This is a genomic window from Shewanella decolorationis (assembly GCF_004354305.1).
In the GTDB taxonomy this organism is placed as follows: domain Bacteria; phylum Pseudomonadota; class Gammaproteobacteria; order Enterobacterales; family Shewanellaceae; genus Shewanella; species Shewanella decolorationis.
The window spans coordinates 2,670,282-2,690,020 of record NZ_CP037898.1 but is presented as its reverse complement, the minus strand read 5'-3'; the positions used below and the strand labels follow the sequence as shown (position 1 = coordinate 2,690,020).

The following is a 19,739-nucleotide window of genomic DNA, read 5'->3' as shown; positions in this document are numbered from 1 at the left end:
TTAAGATGATCCCATTGGTTTATCACGCCAGCTACTCCAAGCTGGCGTTACCCTCCCACCACCGCTTTCCCACTACAAAATACGCGCGTCTTTACCAGTATCTGCTCGATAATCAACTGGCTGTACCAGCTCAATTCCATACTCCCTCACCGATGACGGCTGAAGATGTTATGCAGGTGCATCAGCAAGATTATGTCGAACAATTTATCCAAGGCAGCTTAGCTAGTGCGGCCTTAAGACGCATCGGCTTTCCGTGGAGTGAAGCCTTGGTTGAGCGCACCTTGCATTCGGTATCGGGGACGAGTTTGACCGCAAGCTTGGCACTACAAACGGGTATCGCCCTTCACTTAACTGGCGGCTATCACCATGCTTATTATGACTTTGGCAGTGGCTACTGTATTTTCAATGACTTGATTATCGCCGCTCGCAAACTGATGGCCGAGCAACAGCTACATAAAGTGCTGATTTTTGACTGTGATGTGCACCAAGGTGATGGCACCGCTACCCTTAGCCACAGGCATCAAGGCATTATCAGTTGCTCCATCCACTGCAAAGAGAATTTCCCCAGTCGCAAACAGCAATCCCACTATGATATTGAATTGACTAAGGGTTCGGATGATAGCGCTTACCAGGAAACCGTCGAGCAGACTCTCGAGCTGCTTATTCGCCTCCATCAGCCGGATCTCATACTGTATGACGCTGGCGTCGATATCCACCAAGATGACGACTTAGGCCACCTAATGATCAGCAAACAGGGATTGTATCAACGTGATTTAACCGTGTTATCTATGGCAAAAGCAGCAAATATTCCTGTTGCAGCAGTAATTGGCGGCGGCTATAGCCGAGACGCACTACAATTAAGCCAAAGACATAGCCAACTTTTTATTGCAGCCAACCATTTGTGGTAGCAAACTCAATAAAAATCATCATGGAGCACAGCGATGCAACTCGAAATCCGTAACTATTACGAAGTTCTCTTAATGGAAATGTTATCCGATGAAGGCCTAATGGATGAATTGCCGGAGGATTATTTAGCCGATCTCTGCTGTGTGACCCTTAATCAACTGCCTGTGCGATATATCCGCCACCTTGTCGACACCTATTTTTTCGAAGATTACAATGAGTTACAAGAGCTAAAACGTGAAATCCAAGCCGCATTAGAGAAATCTCGCGCCTTTCTTAAACAAAATCTACAAAAAAGAATGCAGCAAGAAGATGCAGGCAACTAAATCGTGCACTAATGGCATAACGTCATTGGTTAGCCTTTAAGCTTTAACGAATGATGTAGCTGAACTGGCTAACTACATAAGCTCAAGCTGTTACGGAAAATGTTTTTGGTTAAAGATAAAGATTATTAAAACATAATGAGGAGATTTGGAGGTTCCCCTAGAGCCGACACCCCGGCACACGAGTCGCTTGCTGCGGTTGCTCCCTTCCGGGCCTGGCCGAGTTCACAAGTTATCATTGCGGGGGGACCCTAGGGTCACCATAACTTCGAGTGTATCACCAAAGGGATGAGCACTGAACGACGCGGATTATCCCCTATGGCTCCTATTGGATCAAGTGCTAATCCGTCCGTTTGGTAAATATCCAGTTTAACTGGGCAATCTATAGGCAAACTAATCCTATAAAATGATAAAAGCCTGCTAATGCCTGTCTCTTGATCACAAGTCTTCGTGATTGAGAGACATGGCCAATTCGTAACCCTCAAGGATGGTTTGTAACCTAAACCATCCTTCCCACAATACCTCTACACAAGCTCGACCTGTCCGCTTGGTATCTTTCCAACCCCCTAATCTGGCCAGACGCTCGTACGCCCACTGCATATCGGGTGCCTGTTGAGGTAACGGACGTCCCTCCATTTTCAACCAAAGTCATTTCCACGCTTTCTGACCCAATAGCGTTTCACAACATTGTGCTGCCACTTCCGCTTTGGATACCTTCATAAAGCGAAGCTGGAGTCAGCGTGTGGCGATAAAAGCCAGTATCACACTCATACGCTCCAGATTCTCACGGCACTGCATTCTCAGCTCTTCCACCGCGGTGCCACTGCTTTTCCATACCTTGTGGTAATCTTCAATCAACCAACGGCGCTCGTCATAGCCGACAACCTCCAGTGCCTCCTTCGAGCATGTGATAGGTTCGGAGGTGAGTAAGTGCCATGCCAGTTTTTCTTCACGATGACTTTGCTCTACGACACTGACGTAATACAGAGGGATGTCTGCCTGAGTGCGTTTGTTGGCTGGAGCTTTGAGGGTCACTCGGGCATATCTCATTTCCAGCGTCACCGCCCGGGCTTTCCTTCCGCCTTTCTGAGGAATGAGGAGAGATTTCGTCGCTGCAAGCGGTAATGTATTCGAGTAGTCATAGAGTTTGTGTGCATGCTCTTGAATGCATCGGCTCTGCATCGAGCGGACGACAAAGCGCTGTTGGTGCTGGGTTTTATAGGTCAGATATTCAAACAAATCAGCCTCACGGTCACAGACGGAAATCACCTTGTTGATATGCTCGCCTAAACGGGCAGACATATTGGCGGAGGCTTGTTCCCATTTGTAGCTCTCTTTTTCCTCGTAAGGGCGAGTAGCATGTTGGCGGCGTTGCCCGCGCTTAGTGATATCCCGCGTCCAACGCTGTTGCTCAATCAGCCCAACGACTTGCTGGCTTTGCGGTGAAAACAGCAAGATTGAATGCGCCAGAATGGCACGGTTTTTATCCCCTTGATTGGTATGACCTAACTCCTCCCTGACACTGTCATGCTTGTAAGTCAGCGAGGTGGTATCCTCTAGTGCTAACAAGATGTCATGCTCTCGAGCTTGCTGCGCGGTGGCTTGAAAACCCGCTTCAGCAATATCACTGGCTTGAATATTCTCATTGCGGATAAATCGGTAGGCCCCTTCCATCTCAGCGGGGGATAAGGGAAGTCTGGACACGGCAACTCCGGGTTGTTGGNTAATNGAGGTAGCCAGTGAAACAAGTCTTTGTGTACGTCTTGGGTCGTTGAGGTTTGCGTGCCCAAATTGACATTGCGCCCACTGCTCTGGATCCATCATCTTCATCATAATCGCCTCGAATATTTAGCCCTAGACGATCTGATCACAATGCGGGGAATGAGTTCAAAAAAAATCCCTGAGCATTGTTCAGGGATTTGTGTATGAGAGACAGCCTTCGGGAGCCTTAATTATTTGAAGGGGAGATTGAATAAAGTATCGCAACACCTCATTGCGCAATCACGACGAGACAACAAGGCGTTTAAAAGACAGATACAAAAAAGCCCCAGATATTCCGAAGAATGCTGAGGCTTCAATGTAATTGGTCGGTGATAGAGGATTCGAACCTCTGACCCTCTGGTCCCAAACCAGATGCGCTACCGGACTGCGCTAATCACCGTAACTGTTAACTATTTGCTTGAAAATTCAAACGCGCTAGTTATGCGAAGAATGTGGTCGGTGATAGAGGATTCGAACCTCTGACCCTCTGGTCCCAAACCAGATGCGCTACCGGACTGCGCTAATCACCGAAATTTACTTTAGCTAAAGAGAGTAAAACCCTCTGGTCCGCTCTTATCCAAAAATCTGGATGCGCTACCGGACTGCGCTAATCACCGAGATGTTAAATGAAATGGGGTGACTGATGGGGCTCGAACCCACGACAACCGGAATCACAATCCGGGACTCTACCAACTGAGCTACAATCACCACTGAATTTCACTTTACTGCTAACCTCAAGCTCACAACTCATTCGGAGAGATGGTGCGCCCAAAAGGATTCGAACCTTCGGCCTCACCCTCCGGAGGGGTGCGCTCTATCCAGCTGAGCTATGGGCGCTCGCCTTGGTTAGCGCCGCATATAGTATGGACAAATAGCCCTTGAGTCTATAGCTGTTTTGCACTTTTTTTACTGACTGCTCAAGTTTTGATACATTAGCATGCTTTTTCAGCGGAATGACAGCGTAAATATGACTTGGATGTTACGGTATTTCATGTTAATTATAACGTTTGGTAAACAATTAACGCAGAACTGATTAGTGAGTATCATGTTTAGGGATGAAGATGAAACTACCCCACCTCGAGCTCATGAGGTTGAACGCTTAAAAAAGAGACTTAATCGCCTTAAATATTTGGCGAATAAGTATAAGCGTGCGGAAGTAGTTCAAAATGCGTTACTCGAATTATCCCATATCGCGACGCAAGTTCCGTCCCTCGAAGAATTCTATTTAGGTGTACACCATCACTTAAAGCAACTGATCTCTGCCGATAACTTTTTTATTGCAACACTGGATGTCACCACGGGGGTCATTTCTGTTCCCTTCTTCGCCGATGAAAAAGACGCCCATCCTTCTCAATTGTATCCAGAGCAGTCACTATCAACACTGTTGCAGCAAGGTTTGACTGGTTATGTATTCCGCACTGGTGAGACCCTACTGTGTAATGAAGCAAAAGTAGATGAACTTGTTCAAGCTGGAGAGATACTTAATCTAGGTTCACCCTGCCACCTTTGGCTAGGGGTGCCGATAAAACATGAAGATACGGTCACTGCGGTTCTCGTTGTACAAACCTATGATACCAATGTCAGTTACGGCGATATCGAAGTCGAGTTAATGACCTTTATTTGCCACCACATTGCCGGCGTGATGGAAAGGCTTAAACATCAAGAACAACTAGAACAAGCCATTCAGCAACGTACCAAGGAGCTCAGCCAAGCCTACGATAAACTCAAGCAAGAAGTGTACGAGCGACGTAGAGCTGAGCGGCTGCAAAAATCATTATTTGAAATCGCCGAGCTGGCGAGTTCTGGCTCTGATAACCCTGATTTCTATGCTCAGTTGCATAATGTTATCCGCCATCTTATTCCAGCCAATAACTGTTATATCGCCCTGCTCAATGAAGCGGGTACACATTTAACCTTCCCATTTTATGTTTCCCAATTAGGCAACCAACACCCAGGAACTAGGCCACTACAAGATGGGCTGACGGAGTATGTGCTTAAACACAAGCGCCCATTGCTCTTGGATCAAAATGACATTAATGGCTTGATTGCCTCGAAAGAGATTTATGCTAAGGCACCAGCCTTAAATCACACTCAGACAATGCATCAATGGATTGGTATACCTCTGTTTATCCATGATGAAGTCCGCGGCGCGCTGACGATTTATAGTTTTAGCATGACCCAAAACTACCAAACTAAAGATTTGGAGTTATTGACCTTTGTCTCGCAGCATATTGGGGCTGCTATTGAGAAAAAGCTTGCTGCGGAATCATTACGCCGTAGCTACGAGGATCTGGAAGAAAAAGTCGCGGCGAGGACCACTGCCCTCGCCGAGCTGAATAAAGATCTTGAAAAAGAAATCCGCCAGCGTCGCAATATGGAAGCCAAACTTGTCCATGATGCTAAGCACGATGCGCTCACAGGATTACCAAATCGTGCGATGTTTATGGAGCGACTCAATCAGGCTATCAAACATGTGCGGCGCCATAGCCTAGAGCAGTTTGCTCTGCTGTTTATCGACCTCGACCGCTTCAAGCAGATTAACGACACTATGGGTCATTTAGAGGGCGATAGATTCCTAATTGAGACCGCAACTCGCTTACGCGGCTGCATCCGTAGCAACGATACGTTGGCAAGACTCGGTGGCGATGAGTTTGTAATCCTGCTTGATACCATCAACGGTATCAACGATGCCCGTGATGTGGCCGAACGGGTCATTCAAAAAATCTCACAATCCTACAAATTAGGCGCTGTTGAATTCCACTCAGGAGCCAGTATTGGGATCACCATTAGCGGTAATAAGCTGGATACCAGCGAGTCCATGCTACGTAATGCCGACACAGCCATGTACCAAGCCAAGGCGAATGGCAAAGGCTGCTATGTGATTTTCGACGATAGCGCCTCCCAGCAAAAGATGCAGGATATTGCCTTCGAAAATGATTTTAAACAGGCATTGCACGCGGGCGAGTTACAGTTGAGCTTTCTACCTATTATCGACTTACACACACTGAAAACCCAAGCGCTTGAATGTCGATTAATCTGGGAACACCCGCAGTGGGGAACGATTCCACAGGATATTCTCAATAAATTAGCCGAACAAGCAAACCTCATGGTTGAGCTAGATAAATATCTGATAAATTTGGTAGATAAGAGTCAAAATCAACTACACGTCAGTCACGGGGAAACCATTGATTTACATCTGATGTTATCAAGCCAACACCTAAAACATAAGCATGTACTCCGTGGTTTAAAAAACACCCTCAAACAAACCCAATTAGTCATGCCACAGCTTTGGTTATTTTTTAATGAAAAAGCCTTAGTACAAGAGACAGAAAATCACATTAGTGGCTTTGAGTTATTGAAAAAACTGGGCGTGAATTTAGGGATTAGCCACTACGGTAGCGGCCACAGTCCGTTAAATAGCTTGTTATTTTTACCGATTAAGGGCTTAAAGCTCGATGCCAACATCACTAAACAGTTGCAGGATGAGCAACATATAAAACTGATGTCAGCCTATCAAAAGGCGGCCTCAACCTTAGACTTACAAACCTTTGTTGATGGTCTTCAGAGTACCGAGCAAGTGAAAATTTTCCAATCTTTAGGCTACCGTTTTGGCCAAGGGGGAGCCCTAGCTCACCCTTTTCCATTGATGAAAATCGAACAACAGGTTTGTGCCTAAAGGCAGTAATCATATGATTTACCATAGGATTACTGCTTTTTAAACATATCCCTTAAATTCGAGATATGGCTGCGCCCAGTCTGCATGCGCTCCTGCTCTGTTTGCTGCGGTTTGCGGTTTTCCCAAATAAGATCATCCTGCGGTAACTCATGCAGAAAACGGCTCGGCTCGCAGCGCATGGTCTCACCAAACTGGCGACGCTCACGGCAAAGAGTAAACCACAACTCGCGCTGGGCGCGCGTAATCCCCACATACGCCAGGCGACGCTCTTCGTCGACGTTATCTTCATCTATGCTGGTTTGATGCGGCAGAATGCGCTCCTCAACCCCCACCATAAACACATAGGGGAATTCCAGCCCTTTAGACGCATGCAGCGTCATTAATTGCACCTGATCGCCGCCTTCATCTTCGCTGTTACGCTCCATCATATCTCTAAGCGTTAGGCGGTTAACCACTTCCGGCAAGGTCATAGGTTCATCTAATTCATCCCCAGAGAGCATTTCCGTCACCCAGCGATACAGCTCGGAGATATTTTTCATCCGCATCTCGGCGGCCTTAGCACTGGTACTGGTCTCGTATAAATAGTCTTCGTAATTAATCTTACGGATCAACTGTTTTACGGCTTCAACCGGTTCGCCTCGTTCAGCGTGCTCACCCGTATCGACAATAAAGCGACCAAATTGATACAAAGCCGACATGGCATTAGGCGGTAAATGATGATTCAGCTCAGGATCAAAAATCGCCTCGAACATAGAGATGTGTTTCTCGTTGGCAAAGTTACCCAAACGCTCCAAGGTGGATGGACCTATACCCCGTTTAGGTAAGTTAACCACCCGCAAAAAGGCGTTATCATCATCGGGATTTACCACCAATTTAAGGTAGCCCATGATGTCTTTAATCTCTGCACGGGCAAAAAACGAAGTGCCGCCACTTAACTTGTAAGGGATACGGTTAGTCATCAATGCCCGTTCAAGCAGGCGAGACTGGTGGTTACCCCGATACAGAATCGCGTAATCACCAAATTGGGTGCGACCGACAAACTTGTGGCGAATAATTTCGGCGACGACACGCTCTGCTTCTTGCTCCTCATTGGCGGCAAACAGCACCCGCATCGGCTCACCATAAGCCAGTTCGCTAAATAACGACTTATCATACACATGGGGATTGTTGGCGATAAGGATGTTAGCCGCCCGCAAAATTCGCTGGCTAGAACGATAATTCTGTTCGAGTTTAATCAGCTTAAGCTTGGGAAAGTCTTTGCCCAACAGCACTAAGTTCTGCGGTTTAGCCCCGCGCCATGAATAGATGGACTGGTCATCGTCCCCCACCACGGTAAAACGCGCGCGCTCGCCCACCAGTAACTTAACCATTTCATACTGGGATGTGTTGGTATCTTGATATTCGTCCACCAGCAGGTATTGGATCTTGGTTTGCCAGCGCGTACGCACTTCTTCGTGATGCCTTAGCAATAGGGTTGGTAGCAGAATTAAGTCATCAAAATCCAAAGCGTTGTAGGCTTTCATATGCTGGGCATAACGCTGATACAACATGGCAAACAACTGTTGCTGTTCATCCTTTGCCAGCTTGCGCGCCTGGTCGGGAATAATCAGCCCCCCCTTCCAGTTGGAAATCGCCCCCGCGAGGGCTTTGAGTAGGTCCTTATCTTCCTGTAATTCTTTTTGAGTCAGTTCTTTGAGGAGCGCAAGCGTGTCTTGATCATCGAATAACGAGAATCCTGGCTTTAATCCCAGCACTTTATGCTCACGTTTTACAATCTCAAGCCCGAGTGTGTGGAAGGTCGAAATCCACAACCCTCTAGCCTCTTTGCGCCCCATAGACTGTGCGACACGCTCCTTCATCTCGCGCGCGGCTTTGTTGGTAAAGGTTACCGCCGCGATATTGCGCGCATTGTAGCCACACTTTTGCACTAGGTAGGCAATCTTGTTGATAATTACGCGTGTTTTGCCACTGCCCGCGCCCGCTAACACTAAGCAGGGACCCGAAACATAATGAACAGCATCATTTTGGGCAGGATTGAGTTTCATCGTCGCGCAATATCCAAACAAGTCTTCAGAAGGGGGATCGGATCATAGCAGAAGCGAAGGTTTTAAGGCCAACAAATCCCCGTGTATCGCGAAGGCACAAGAAACTAGTGATAAATCTCATTCCACGCCCTAAATACCAATCACATTAAATATCTAATCAGTTCAGAGCCTCACAGGGCGGGGTTGAACGGGCTTTATACTGCGTTTAAGGCTTTCGACAGAGCGCCAGCCTTCGCCTTGTCTAAAGCCCGTTTAACTCCCGCTGAATGAACAGATATTTAATACGATTGGTATTAGTCTCAAGCAGAAAAATTAATTACAAGCGGACTTTCCAAAATCACACTTTTGCCATTTTTTGAGCTAACTTGTTGCTAAGGTCAATTTCAACGATTAAAATCAGCATGAATGAACGTTCATTCATGCATTTAGATATTGGAAATTGAATGGATAATAAACGCGACTTAATACTCCGCTCCGCCGAAAAAATTATTGCGACAGAGGGATTACATAATCTTTCAATGCAAAAGCTTGCCGCAGATGCCGGAGTCGCCGCAGGTACGATTTATCGCTACTTTAAAGACAAAGAAGATTTGATCATTGAGCTGCGTAAAGACGTATTACAACAAATTGCCAGCAAGTTGCTTGAAAACATTAATGAAGGCAGCTTTGACCAAAAATTTCGCCGTCTATGGTTCAACATAGTGGCACTGGGGCGTGAGCAATCTCATGCCAATTTAAGTTTTGCACAGTATTCCCACCTTCCAGGTGTCGATGCGCCTGAGCATCAAGCCTTTGAAAGGGAGATTTTCCAGCAGCTACATCAACTATTTGAGCAGGCGAAAGATCAAGGCGTCATCCAACCATTGAATAATGCCTTGTTATTTTCTATCGCCTTTGAGCCGGCTGTTGCTATAGGTAAACGCCTACGCCGCGGCCATTTGCAATGTACAGATACAGAGATCCAGCAGGCATGTGAGCTTTGCCTTCAGGCAATTTCTGTGACGAATTAACTTAACTTTAGGAATCTTTAGCACCATGAAAAAATGGACTCTAAGTATGCTAGCGATCGCTGTACTTGCCTTTGGCTCAGTGATCGGCTTTAACCTGATGGTAAAAAATAAAATCGCAGAGGCGATTGCCAATATGCCTGAAGCTGAGTTCCCAGTAACAGCCATGACGTTAGATGTGCAAAAATGGCAACCTACAATTGATGCGATTGGTTTTGTTGAGCCACATCAAGGAGTAACCATCTCCAACGAATTAGCAGGACGCGTCACCAGCATTAATTTTGAAAACGGTAGCCGTGTGGAAAAGGGCCAACTGCTGGCCGAACTCGATGCCAAAGTCGAAAGAGCCAACCTTAAAAGCAAAATGGTACAACTGCCCGCCGCTGAAGCCGACTTTAAACGCCTATCAAAACTCTATACGCAAAAGTCAGTCTCTAAACAGGATTTAGATAATAGCGAATCTAAATATCTGGCCTTACAGGCGGATATTGAAAGCTTAAAAGCCACTATCGAGCGCCGTGAAATCAGCGCGCCTTTCAGTGGTTTAGTGGGGATTCGTAACATTAACTTAGGTGAATACCTTCAGCCAGGTACCGATATTGTGCGCCTTGAAGATATCAGCACAATGAAAATCCGCTTTACCATTCCGCAAACCCAATTACCTCGCATTGCTGTAGGCCAAAAAATCCATGTGTTTGTGGATTCTTATCCAGAGCAACCCTTCGAAGGTGAAATTGCCGCGATTGAACCTGCCGTATTTTACCAAAGCGGTCTGATCCAAGTGCAAGCACGCATTCCGAACGATAACGCCAAACTGCGTAGCGGTATGTTTGCCCGAGTCTCCATCCTGTTACCTGAACTCGATAACCAGTTTGTACTGCCACAAACGGCCATCAACTTTACCCTTTATGGTAACTCTATTTACCTCATCAAAGAGGTCGAGGAAAACGGTAAAAAACTGGCTAGAGTCGAGCAAATCAACCTGACGGTATTAGAGCGTAACGGCAATAACGCACTAGTGAGTGGCGCGTTAAAAGCGGGAGATCGCATTGTCACCTCGGGGCAAATTCGCCTCAGTAACAACAGTAAAGTGACAGTGGTTGAAGACCAAGCCCTGACCCACTCCGACACTATGCCAAAGCTGTAATAGGAGCAAGATAATGCGCTTTACAGATATCTTTATTAGGCGACCCGTACTCGCCGCCTCAATCAGCTTTCTCTTGCTGCTGTTAGGCTTTAATGCCCTCAATAGCATGCAAGTGCGTGAATATCCAAAGATGACGAATACCGTCGTCACGGTATCGACCAGTTATTACGGTGCGGATGCAAATCTAATCCAAGGTTTTATTACTCAACCGTTAGAGCAAGCGTTAGCGCAGGCCGATAACGTTGACTTTATGACCTCAGAGAGCTTCCTCGGCACCTCGAAAATCTCTGTGTATATGAAGCTCAATACCGATCCCAATGGCGCCTTGGCCGATATTCTCGCCAAGGTGAACTCGGTCAGATCGCAACTGCCCAAAGAGGCTGAAGATCCGAGTGTCGAAATGTCCACTGGCTCGCAAACCTCTGTGCTCTATATTTCATTTTTTAGTGACCAGATAAACTCAAGCCAGCTAACGGATTACCTTGAGCGCGTCGTCAAACCTCAGCTCTTTACCATTGACGGCGTTGCTAAAGTGAATTTATACGGTGGTATCAAATACGCCATGCGTATTTGGCTCGATCCAGCCAGAATGGGGGCGTTTAACCTCTCATCCAGCGATGTGATGCAAGTACTGCAGGCGAACAACTACCAGTCAGCTGTGGGTCAAACCAACAGTGTTTACACCCTTTTCAACGGTACCGCAGACACTCAAGTTGCCACCATCGAAGAGTTAAAACGCTTAGTGATCGGCAGTAAAGACGGTTTAGTCGTTCGTCTCGGTGATATTGCCGATGTCAGCCTCGAAAAGAGCCATGATATCTACCGCGCCTTAGCCAATGGCAAAGAAGCCGTGGTCATCGGCCTTGATGTCACGCCAACGGCTAACCCGCTTACCGTCGCGGCAGATACCCGCGCCCTATTACCTGAAATCGAGCGTAACTTACCGCCATCCATTGGTTCGAGCATTCTCTACGACTCCTCACTCGCAATTGATGAATCGATTAAAGAAGTGGTTAAAACCATTGGTGAAGCCGCGATTATTGTTATCGTGGTGATCACCCTATTCTTAGGTTCGCTTCGCGCCGTGGTGATCCCCATTGTAACCATTCCGCTCTCGCTGATTGGGGTTGCCATCATCATGCAGATGTTTGGTTTTACGCTAAATCTCATGACCCTGCTTGCCATGGTGCTCGCCATTGGTTTGGTGGTTGACGATGCGATTGTGGTGGTCGAAAACGTCGACAGGCATATTAAGCTGGGTGAGTCGCCCTTTAGAGCCGCGATTATCGGTACCCGCGAAATCGCTGTGCCAGTGATCTCCATGACCATTACCCTCGCAGCGGTTTATGCGCCGATTGCCCTAATGGGCGGGATCACCGGCTCATTATTTAAGGAGTTTGCCCTTACGCTCGCAGGTTCTGTGTTTATCTCGGGCATAGTGGCACTGACACTGTCACCCATGATGTGTGCCAAAATCCTTAAACCCCATACCACGCCAAATCGCTTCGAAATGGGGGTCGAAAACTTCCTCACCGGTCTAACTCGCCGTTACAGCAACATGCTCGATGCGGTGATGTTACATCGTCCAGTGATCGTCGCCTTTGCGATTATCGTGTTCGCTTCACTGCCAGTACTGTTTAAGTTTATCCCGTCAGAACTTGCGCCTAACGAAGATAAAGGCGTGGTGATGATGATGGGCACGGCACCTTCAACTGCCAACTTGGACTACATTCAAGCCAATATGGGCTTAGTCACGGATATGATTAAGGCACAGCCTGAATCCGCCGCGTCACTCGCCTTCGTGGGCGTACCAAGCTCCAGCCAAGCCTTCGGGATTGCGCCATTAGTGCCTTGGAGTGAGCGGGATAAGAGCCAAAAACAAATGCAGGAGTTTTTTGCTAAAGAAGTAAAACACATTCCTGGAATGGCGATTACAACGTTCCAAATGCCTGAGCTGCCAGGGGCGTCGAGTGGTTTACCGATTCAGTTTGTGATTACCACATCAAACTCCTTCGCTAGCCTCTTCCAAATCGGTACTGGCGTACTGGAAAAGGTGCAAAAGAGTCCCTTGTTTGTGTACTCAGAGATCAACCTGAAATTTGATTCAGGCACAATGAAACTGCATATCAAGCGTGATTTAGCAGGGACCTATGGTGTTACTATGCAAGACATTGGGATCACTCTCGCCACTATGATGAGTGATGGCTATGTGAATCGCATTAACTTGGATGGTCGCTCCTACGAAGTGATCCCACAGGTAGAGCGTAAACTGCGGGCGAACCCAGAATCGCTGGCTAATTACTATGTCAAAGCCGCCGATGGTAAATCCATTCCACTATCCAGCTTAGTTGATATTGAAATGGTGGCCGAGCCTCGTTCACTGCCGCACTTTAACCAAATGAATGCCTTGACTGTGGGTGGTGTAGCCGCGCCAGGCGTAGCCATTGGTGATGCCATCAACTTTTTGCAAAATATTGGTGATAACGAGCTACCTAAAGGTTATAGCTACGACTTCCTCGGTGAAGCGCGCCAGTTTGTGACTGAAGGTTCTGCACTTTATGCCACCTTCTTGCTGGCGATTGCGATTATTTTCTTAGTACTCGCCAGCCAGTTTGAAAGCCTTAAAGATCCATTAGTCATCTTAGTATCTGTGCCTCTGGCAATTAGCGGCGCCTTGATTGTACTCGGGTGGACCCATGTGTTTGGCTTAGCCAAAATCAATATTTACACCCAGGTAGGATTAATTACCTTAGTGGGTCTTATCACTAAACACGGGATCTTAATGTGCGAAGTGGCCAAAGAGGAACAACTCCACCGCGGACTGTCTAAACTTGAGGCGATTAAACTGGCGGCAACCATCCGCTTACGCCCAATTTTGATGACAACGGCAGCGATGATTGCGGGTCTATTACCGCTATTGTTTGCTTCCGGTGCGGGCGCAGTAGCACGCTTTAATATTGGTATTGTAATTGTCGCAGGTTTATCGATTGGGACCATTTTCACCCTGTTTGTATTACCAGTAATTTATACATATCTTGCTGAAAAACACGAACCTTTACCTGTGTTTGACGAAGATACCAGCGGGCTAGCCCACAACAGCTAACCGCATCCAAGTGAAACCTACGTCCCTTAAGACGTAGGTTTTGCTAGGTGGTTTTCTTTTGAAAGCCAACGTACTAGGTTACAATCCACCCATTCAGTAAAGAGGCGGACAAGATTATGATTAACCCCAAGAAAATCGAAGAAATGGCGAAGCAACTGAGCGATAGCCTGCCCAGCGGCCTGAAGCAATTTGCCGGCGAATTTGAAGAGCGCAGCAAGCAAGTGCTGCAAAATCAATTGCTCAAGTTAGATCTAGTTTCCCGTGAAGAATTTGAAGTACAGCAGCATGTACTACTGAAAACCCGCGAAAAGTTAGAAGCCCTACAGGCGCAAGTTAACGAGCTTGAGAAAAAGCTGAACGCCGCGGACTAACTTATAATGCATGTTTGAAAGAGCACAGTTAGCGATAGCGCAGCTGTGCTTTTTTGTTTTTAACACTTCAAGCATTGAGTCACTTAGGGAAATCATGCAACAACTCGCCAGCTATATCCGCGCCATTCAAGGCTATCCAAGCCCGGTTTCTGTGATAAGCCATAGCCAAGAGCAGCACAGTTATCGGGACGATAATGCTGAAATTTGCGAATCCTTAACCCTGTATCACTTCGACAATGGGGTTGTGGTCAGCCTATTAAGCGAGCAAGATACACAGGCTGATGAGTCAGACACGGTTTGTGCCGATTATTGGCTGAGTTATCGCGTCGTGACGGCCGATATGGCGATTTCGCCGCAGCAAAAGTCCTTTAGCAATCTCTGCCAACAAGGCTTTTGGCTTAAAATGCAGCAAGGGCTTACCGAGTGAGAATAGTTGTGGGCGCCAAGACTTAAGCGCTCGAATTCGAATCGTCAGGGAAGAATACAATGGATACTACAAGCACCACTTTCTATCAGGACTACCTCCTTTGGGGATTATTACTCCTTGGCGGCCTGCCACTGCTCAGTTATCCTTTTGTAGTCCTCGCAAGCCTAATGGGACTTGCCAGCCAAACCACGATTAAAGTGCATTGGTTTTACCGACTGATGAATAAGAGTTTTCTGTGGGGAACCCTTGCTTATCCCTTAGTGTACATTCCCTGCTACTGGCTCGCGCGCGGGGAGAAGAGTTCATTATCCTTAGGCTATGCCGCCCTGCCGCTGTTCTTTTTGGCCCTGCTGTACCTGTGCTTTCGCTGGATGGATGTACCAACCAAAGACAAGCCTTCAGATAACAACAAAGCTCCCGATTAGATCTTCTGCTGCCGTGCGTATTTTTGTTTAAATGCCTTATGGTTAGCCTTCACCAGTTTCCAGCGACTGCAACCATTAAAGCGCGCATACTCAGTGACTGCCGCCTCAAATGCCGCACAAAAGCCATCATCCATGCCATCGAATCCAGTTTCTAAGGTCAGCTGTTGTAATAGCAGTAAACCGCTTTGCCGCTCGGCTTTCACATCAACACGGCCAACAAAGCGGTCACGCCACAAAATTGCGAGGGAGTAATAGCCATATTGGCGTTTTTCGGCGGGCACATAGACTTCAATTTGATAATCAAAATCAAACCATTGCTTTAATCGTTGCCGCTGAATTAATAGATTATCGAAGGGATTGAGTAGCCAGACTCGGTTGGGCATCGCAGCGGTTATGTGCAGCTCGGGACGATAAAAATACCATTGCCCTTCGGCCTTAAAGCTTGCCAACTCACCCTGAGACTGCATAGCGGCTAATTGCTCAGACACGTGCGCTTTTATACCTTTGCGCAGATAAGCGATTTGTGCCGCTGAACCAAAGGCATGGGCATCGAGATAACGCTCAATCAAGTGGCGGGCAAATTCGCTCTCGCTCGGTGCTTGGGTATTGATATGACTAGGCAACACACGTTCCGTCAAATCATAGCACTTTTGAAATTTCTCCCGCCTCACCACCATTAGCTCGCCGCGCATAAACAACTGCTCTAGCGCCTTTTTGGCGGGTTTCCAGTCCCACCAGGCGCCGTTTTTACCTTCGGTATGTTCAAAGTCACTAGCCTTGAGTGGCCCTTCGGCGCGAATGCGGGCGCACACTTCCAGCATCACCTTATCGTCTGGCTCAAACCAATGTTTTCCGCCATTTTGTAGCAGCTGTTTACGCTGCAAACTAAAGCGATAGTCGGCAATCGGCAGATAGGCCGCCGCATGGGACCAATATTCAAAAATCTCCCCCTGCGCCAGCGCAGTATCTAGCATCTGCGCTTGATACTGCGGCATCCGGCTGTGTAACACATGGTGATGTGCCCGTTCGACCACATTGATGGAGTCGATTTGCACATAACCAAGGCGACTAATCAGCTCGCTAACTGAAGCCTGAGGCTGCAGTAAACCTTGCTGTTGCATATTTAGCTGTAACCACTCGCGGGGTGAAAAAGGGCTCGACATGCACTCTCCAAAGGCCAATAACCTTGAATAACCACCTCAAATTGATGCCATTATCGGCTTATTATCCAAGGGATGGTTGTCTCACTTTTGTCGGATATTTCGCAAACTTAACGCGAATTCGCCAGCTCACGGGCAACTTGAGTTAACATAAGCCATTTCCTCACTAAGGGCTATCGCTTTACCTTGAGACGAACAACGCGCTCATCCAAGGTTAGCCCGTCATTAAGGATTGATGAATGAATATCTATTACCGCGAAGCCAAACTCTGCGGCCGCAAAACTGGCAATGGCACTAAGCTGCCATTTTTGATGAATATGCTGTACTCACTCGCTGAAAAGAATGGCGATTTACAACCTTTTGCCATGGAGGATATTCAGGCCGTCCTGTTTAACCAGCATCATTCCATTGGCTGCTCCATCAAAGCGCCTTTGCCCATAGTCTCTTGGCGTAACGAAGCCATTTGGTACGAGCTATTCAAAGGTGAGCAGCCCGTATATCTACCCCAATGCATTACTTTTACCAATGGCGCCGTCGACTTTGCGATTGTCGTGATTGGCGATGAATATGAGCTACGTATTTGGCCTGACGCCAATAATCGTGAGCGTGAAAAACACCAATGGTTCTCACACCATGCCGCCGTCTACTCGGAAGAAACCGAAATCTTCAAGGAATGTCTTGAAACGCTACTTAAACATATCCGCAAGGAAGATGATTTTGAGGCCAAACACCCCAAATTTGGCAAAAAGCCCCGAGCAGAGACCTAGAATTTAGCTCGTATCAGGGCGATTGCCATAATTTTGCCACTATTGATCAGCAACTTGCCCGCAACTCCCGTGGGCAAATCTGTTTTAATACCCGCCGTAATATCGAGTTAGCCCAACAGTATGCAATGGCGACTCGCGCGTATTTCATAGGGAATGAAATCCATGTTTAACATTATTTTCTGGGTGCTCACGTTACTGAGTTTGGCGCTGTTTGGCGGCGCAATTTATTTAGTGGCGCGCGCACTCCTTAAAAAACTCAATCGTGATCAAGGAACCGATATGTCAACACAAGAGCCGTGGGCAGCAACCACTGCAAAGGGAACGGCAAAAAACACTAATCTATTAAAGGCCTTAACCATTGGCATACTGTCGATTGTGGCCTTGCTACCGCTCGGGATCATTATGGATATGACGTCCGATCGCGAAATGCTTTACAACAGTGTGGTCGATGAAATCGGTCGCTCATGGGGCGAGCAGCAGACCCTCTCCGGCCCAGCGTTAGTGATCCCCTACAGTTATTTTGTGATGCAGGAAGAAGTCAGTAACGACGGCAAAACCCGCCACGAAGTGAAGCGCACCTATCAAGATGAGCTGGTGATCCTGCCGAAAAAACTCAGCCTCGATTTAGACCTAAAACATGATTTCCGTACCCGCGGCATTTATCAATCTCTGGTGTATAACGCGGCGCTTAAGGGGCAAGCTGACTTTCGCTTAAACCGTTACGACATTCCTAACCTTATCGCCTTCGATAATCAAAATGCCCGTTTAGTCTTTGGGGTATCATCGAATCAAGCAATTGATAAGGTAGAAAAGATTGAGGTGACGGGCGATTCAGTCTTACTCTCTGGCTCACTGATGTCGGGCACAGGTTTGACGACTGGCGGCCTAGAGAAAGGCTTTAACCAAGGGATTCAAGTCGGTGAAGCGAGTGATTTTAGCGTGAACTTTGCGATGACGCTGCGCGGATCTCAGTCGATTAGTGCCCTGCCATTAGGCGAACAAACCCTGCTGAATATCCATGCCGACTGGCCGCACCCGAGTTTTAAGGGCTTGCTCCCAGCAGAGCGTGAAATCACCGCCAATGGATTTACTGCCAGCTGGAATATCAGCCACTTAACCCGTAACTATCCGCAAGAGTTTATTAAGAGTAACCAGTCAACACTTACGGAAGTGGTGGCCAATGCCATGCTGTTTGAGCCTGTGACCCATTACGGCAAGATTGAGCGCTCAGTCAAATACGGTCTGCTATTTATCGTACTGACTTTTATCATGTTATTTATCTTCGAGCTGGGTCAAAAGACCAGCCTGAGCACAGTGCAATATATGTTGGTTGGCAGCGCCATGGCCCTGTTCTACCTGCTATTACTGTCACTCTCGGAGCACCTTGCCTTCCTGCAAGCGTATCTAATCGCCGCCTGTATTCCAGTGCTGTCGGTCTCCGCCTACGTCGGCAGCGCCACCGCCAGCCTTAAGCGTGGTGCAATTGTCGGCACTATGCTGGTGAGCTTGTATGCGGTGCTGTACTCGATACTGCAACTAGAAGATTACGCTCTGCTGATGGGCACCGGATTGTTATTAGTGGTTTTACTGGTTCTGATGTTCATAACCCGTCATCAACCCAAGGACACAGTGCAATAGCACCCAAGGTTCCACCCTTGAAGACCCCCGACAGCGCATTTTTTGCTGTCGGGATTTTTTTATTGGCAAGTCCAAGTATGGCATGTAGCCTATGCTGTTTACTCGGAGGCGAATATTTTGACTCATACAGCCTATCTTCTGCGTCGTTTAGCCCTTGTCTGGTTACTGCTAGCAGCTATTCCAAGCTTACTGTTACTCACGCAAAATCAACTATTTCCGCTGCTCGATCTACAATCGCCCTTAGCCAAAGCCCTGTACTGGCTTACCACCACAGGCACGGCGCCCTATGGCGTCGGGACAGTGTTATTGGTACTCGCGCTTGCCTATAGATATATGCCTAAGGCGCTGTTTATTAGCCTGTTTTTAGCTATTGCCCTCAGCCAAGTGATTAGCCTGAGTACCAGCCATACCCTTAAGAGCTTTTTTAAAGAACCAAGGCCAAACCTAGTATATCTGTCAGAACAAGCGCTTCCAGAGGAGGCGCAGCTTAGCCCAGAGACTTTTTATCAATTAGCCAAGCCAGAGCGTTCACAGGTCATTGCCGAGGCACTAACCGAGCTACACACCATGGAGCCCGAGGTCAAGCTCGCCCCTAACATTCATCAACATTGGGAGGATGAAATCGGCTATTCCTTCCCCTCGGGTCACACGATTTTCGCGGTCACCTTAGTGCTCACCGCCAGCTACTACTTGCTACTCGCAGGTTTGCCGCTATTTGCCAATGCGTTATTTACTTGGGGGTTATTGATGGGCCTCAGCCGTATGTTACTCGGCATGCACTGGCCGCAGGATGTGCTCTTCTCCACCCTACTCGCAGCCATCATCAGCAGCTTAAGTGTATTTTTAGTGGAAAAGTTAAGGCCAAGAAGTAAAGAGCAACCCAACGGGTAAGAAGCATAACGCCAGCCCAAGGGCTAATTCAGTGCGACAGGCGGCATCTGCAACTTATGTAGATGCCGTTTTTATCAGGATGGGCCTAAGCGACC

Annotated in this window: 14 protein-coding genes, 4 tRNA genes, 1 other RNA gene and 1 pseudogene; 12 read left to right on the top strand and 8 right to left on the bottom strand. The window is 47.5% G+C overall.

Features of this window, described 5'->3' with window-relative positions; translation table 11 throughout:
- Window positions 1-5 precede the first annotated feature (5 nt).
- Both EYR25_RS12245 and EYR25_RS12240 read left to right on the top strand, forming a co-directional pair.
- The gene (locus EYR25_RS12245; protein ID WP_133180387.1) at window positions 6-908 is read left to right on the top strand and encodes a histone deacetylase family protein; all 903 of its coding nucleotides are present in this window, start codon (window positions 6-8) and stop codon (window positions 906-908) included.
- Between the two features lie 33 nt (window positions 909-941).
- Complete coding sequence (locus tag EYR25_RS12240; RefSeq protein ID WP_023265299.1) at window positions 942-1,229, top strand: late competence development ComFB family protein; 288 nt, start codon at window positions 942-944, stop codon at window positions 1,227-1,229.
- Window positions 1,230-1,383: 154 nt separating this feature from the next.
- Here the strand turns inward: EYR25_RS12240 and ffs are convergent.
- The 6 genes and pseudogenes from ffs to EYR25_RS12210 all read right to left on the bottom strand — a co-directional run bounded on the left by ffs (window position 1,384) and on the right by EYR25_RS12210 (window position 3,824).
- An RNA gene (ffs, locus tag EYR25_RS12235) (signal recognition particle sRNA small type) lies at window positions 1,384-1,481 on the bottom strand.
- 183 nt (window positions 1,482-1,664) lie between these two features.
- Window positions 1,665-3,047: pseudogene (locus tag EYR25_RS12230) on the bottom strand (IS4-like element ISUnCu8 family transposase).
- 263 nt (window positions 3,048-3,310) lie between these two features.
- Window positions 3,311-3,387 (bottom strand) — tRNA-Pro (locus tag EYR25_RS12225).
- A 53-nt stretch (window positions 3,388-3,440) separates the two neighbouring features.
- Window positions 3,441-3,517: transfer RNA gene (locus EYR25_RS12220), tRNA-Pro, on the bottom strand.
- A gap of 102 nt (window positions 3,518-3,619) precedes the next feature.
- A tRNA-His gene (locus EYR25_RS12215) sits at window positions 3,620-3,695 on the bottom strand.
- 52 nt (window positions 3,696-3,747) lie between these two features.
- Window positions 3,748-3,824, bottom strand: a tRNA-Arg gene (locus EYR25_RS12210).
- 208 nt (window positions 3,825-4,032) lie between these two features.
- Here EYR25_RS12210 and EYR25_RS12205 point away from each other — a divergent pair.
- Window positions 4,033-6,663, top strand: coding sequence for a sensor domain-containing phosphodiesterase (locus EYR25_RS12205; protein ID WP_133182845.1), 2,631 nt, complete (start codon window positions 4,033-4,035; stop codon window positions 6,661-6,663).
- 29 nt (window positions 6,664-6,692) lie between these two features.
- Here the strand turns inward: EYR25_RS12205 and rep are convergent, their stop codons facing one another.
- Window positions 6,693-8,708: a DNA helicase Rep gene (gene rep / locus EYR25_RS12200; RefSeq protein ID WP_133180385.1), complete on the bottom strand. Its 2,016-nt coding sequence runs from the start codon at window positions 8,706-8,708 to the stop codon at window positions 6,693-6,695.
- Window positions 8,709-9,151: 443 nt separating this feature from the next.
- Here rep and EYR25_RS12195 point away from each other — a divergent pair, with 443 nt between their 5' ends.
- The 6 genes from EYR25_RS12195 to EYR25_RS12170 all read left to right on the top strand — a co-directional run bounded on the left by EYR25_RS12195 (window position 9,152) and on the right by EYR25_RS12170 (window position 15,188).
- Window positions 9,152-9,718 (top strand): TetR/AcrR family transcriptional regulator, encoded by a 567-nt coding sequence (locus EYR25_RS12195; protein WP_023266068.1) that lies wholly within the window; start codon window positions 9,152-9,154, stop codon window positions 9,716-9,718.
- Window positions 9,719-9,743: 25 nt separating this feature from the next.
- Window positions 9,744-10,862, top strand: a complete 1,119-nt coding sequence (locus tag EYR25_RS12190) for an efflux RND transporter periplasmic adaptor subunit (RefSeq protein WP_133180382.1) — start codon at window positions 9,744-9,746, stop codon at window positions 10,860-10,862.
- Window positions 10,863-10,875: 13 nt separating this feature from the next.
- Window positions 10,876-13,965 (top strand): multidrug efflux RND transporter permease subunit, encoded by a 3,090-nt coding sequence (locus tag EYR25_RS12185; RefSeq protein WP_133180380.1) that lies wholly within the window; start codon window positions 10,876-10,878, stop codon window positions 13,963-13,965.
- Window positions 13,966-14,081: 116 nt separating this feature from the next.
- On the top strand, window positions 14,082-14,336 hold the full coding sequence (gene ubiK, locus EYR25_RS12180) for a ubiquinone biosynthesis accessory factor UbiK (protein WP_011621181.1): 255 nt from the start codon (window positions 14,082-14,084) through the stop codon (window positions 14,334-14,336).
- 94 nt (window positions 14,337-14,430) lie between these two features.
- On the top strand, window positions 14,431-14,763 hold the full coding sequence (locus EYR25_RS12175; protein WP_133180378.1) for a hypothetical protein: 333 nt from the start codon (window positions 14,431-14,433) through the stop codon (window positions 14,761-14,763).
- A 59-nt stretch (window positions 14,764-14,822) separates the two neighbouring features.
- A complete protein-coding gene (locus tag EYR25_RS12170; protein ID WP_133180376.1) occupies window positions 14,823-15,188 on the top strand; it encodes a hypothetical protein in 366 nt (121 codons plus the stop codon).
- Here the strand turns inward: EYR25_RS12170 and EYR25_RS12165 are convergent.
- Window positions 15,185-16,351, bottom strand: coding sequence for a winged helix-turn-helix domain-containing protein (locus EYR25_RS12165; protein ID WP_133180374.1), 1,167 nt, complete (start codon window positions 16,349-16,351; stop codon window positions 15,185-15,187). The genes EYR25_RS12170 and EYR25_RS12165 overlap by 4 nt on opposite strands.
- Before the next feature lie 236 nt (window positions 16,352-16,587).
- Here EYR25_RS12165 and EYR25_RS12160 point away from each other — a divergent pair, with 236 nt between their 5' ends.
- The 3 genes from EYR25_RS12160 (at window position 16,588) to EYR25_RS12150 (ending at window position 19,644) form a co-directional block, all read left to right on the top strand.
- The gene (locus EYR25_RS12160; protein WP_133180372.1) at window positions 16,588-17,115 is read left to right on the top strand and encodes a hypothetical protein; all 528 of its coding nucleotides are present in this window, start codon (window positions 16,588-16,590) and stop codon (window positions 17,113-17,115) included.
- A 162-nt stretch (window positions 17,116-17,277) separates the two neighbouring features.
- Complete coding sequence (gene creD, locus EYR25_RS12155; RefSeq protein WP_133180370.1) at window positions 17,278-18,753, top strand: cell envelope integrity protein CreD; 1,476 nt, start codon at window positions 17,278-17,280, stop codon at window positions 18,751-18,753.
- A gap of 117 nt (window positions 18,754-18,870) precedes the next feature.
- Window positions 18,871-19,644, top strand: coding sequence for a phosphatase PAP2 family protein (locus tag EYR25_RS12150; protein WP_133180368.1), 774 nt, complete (start codon window positions 18,871-18,873; stop codon window positions 19,642-19,644).
- Window positions 19,645-19,739: the final 95 nt, after the last annotated feature.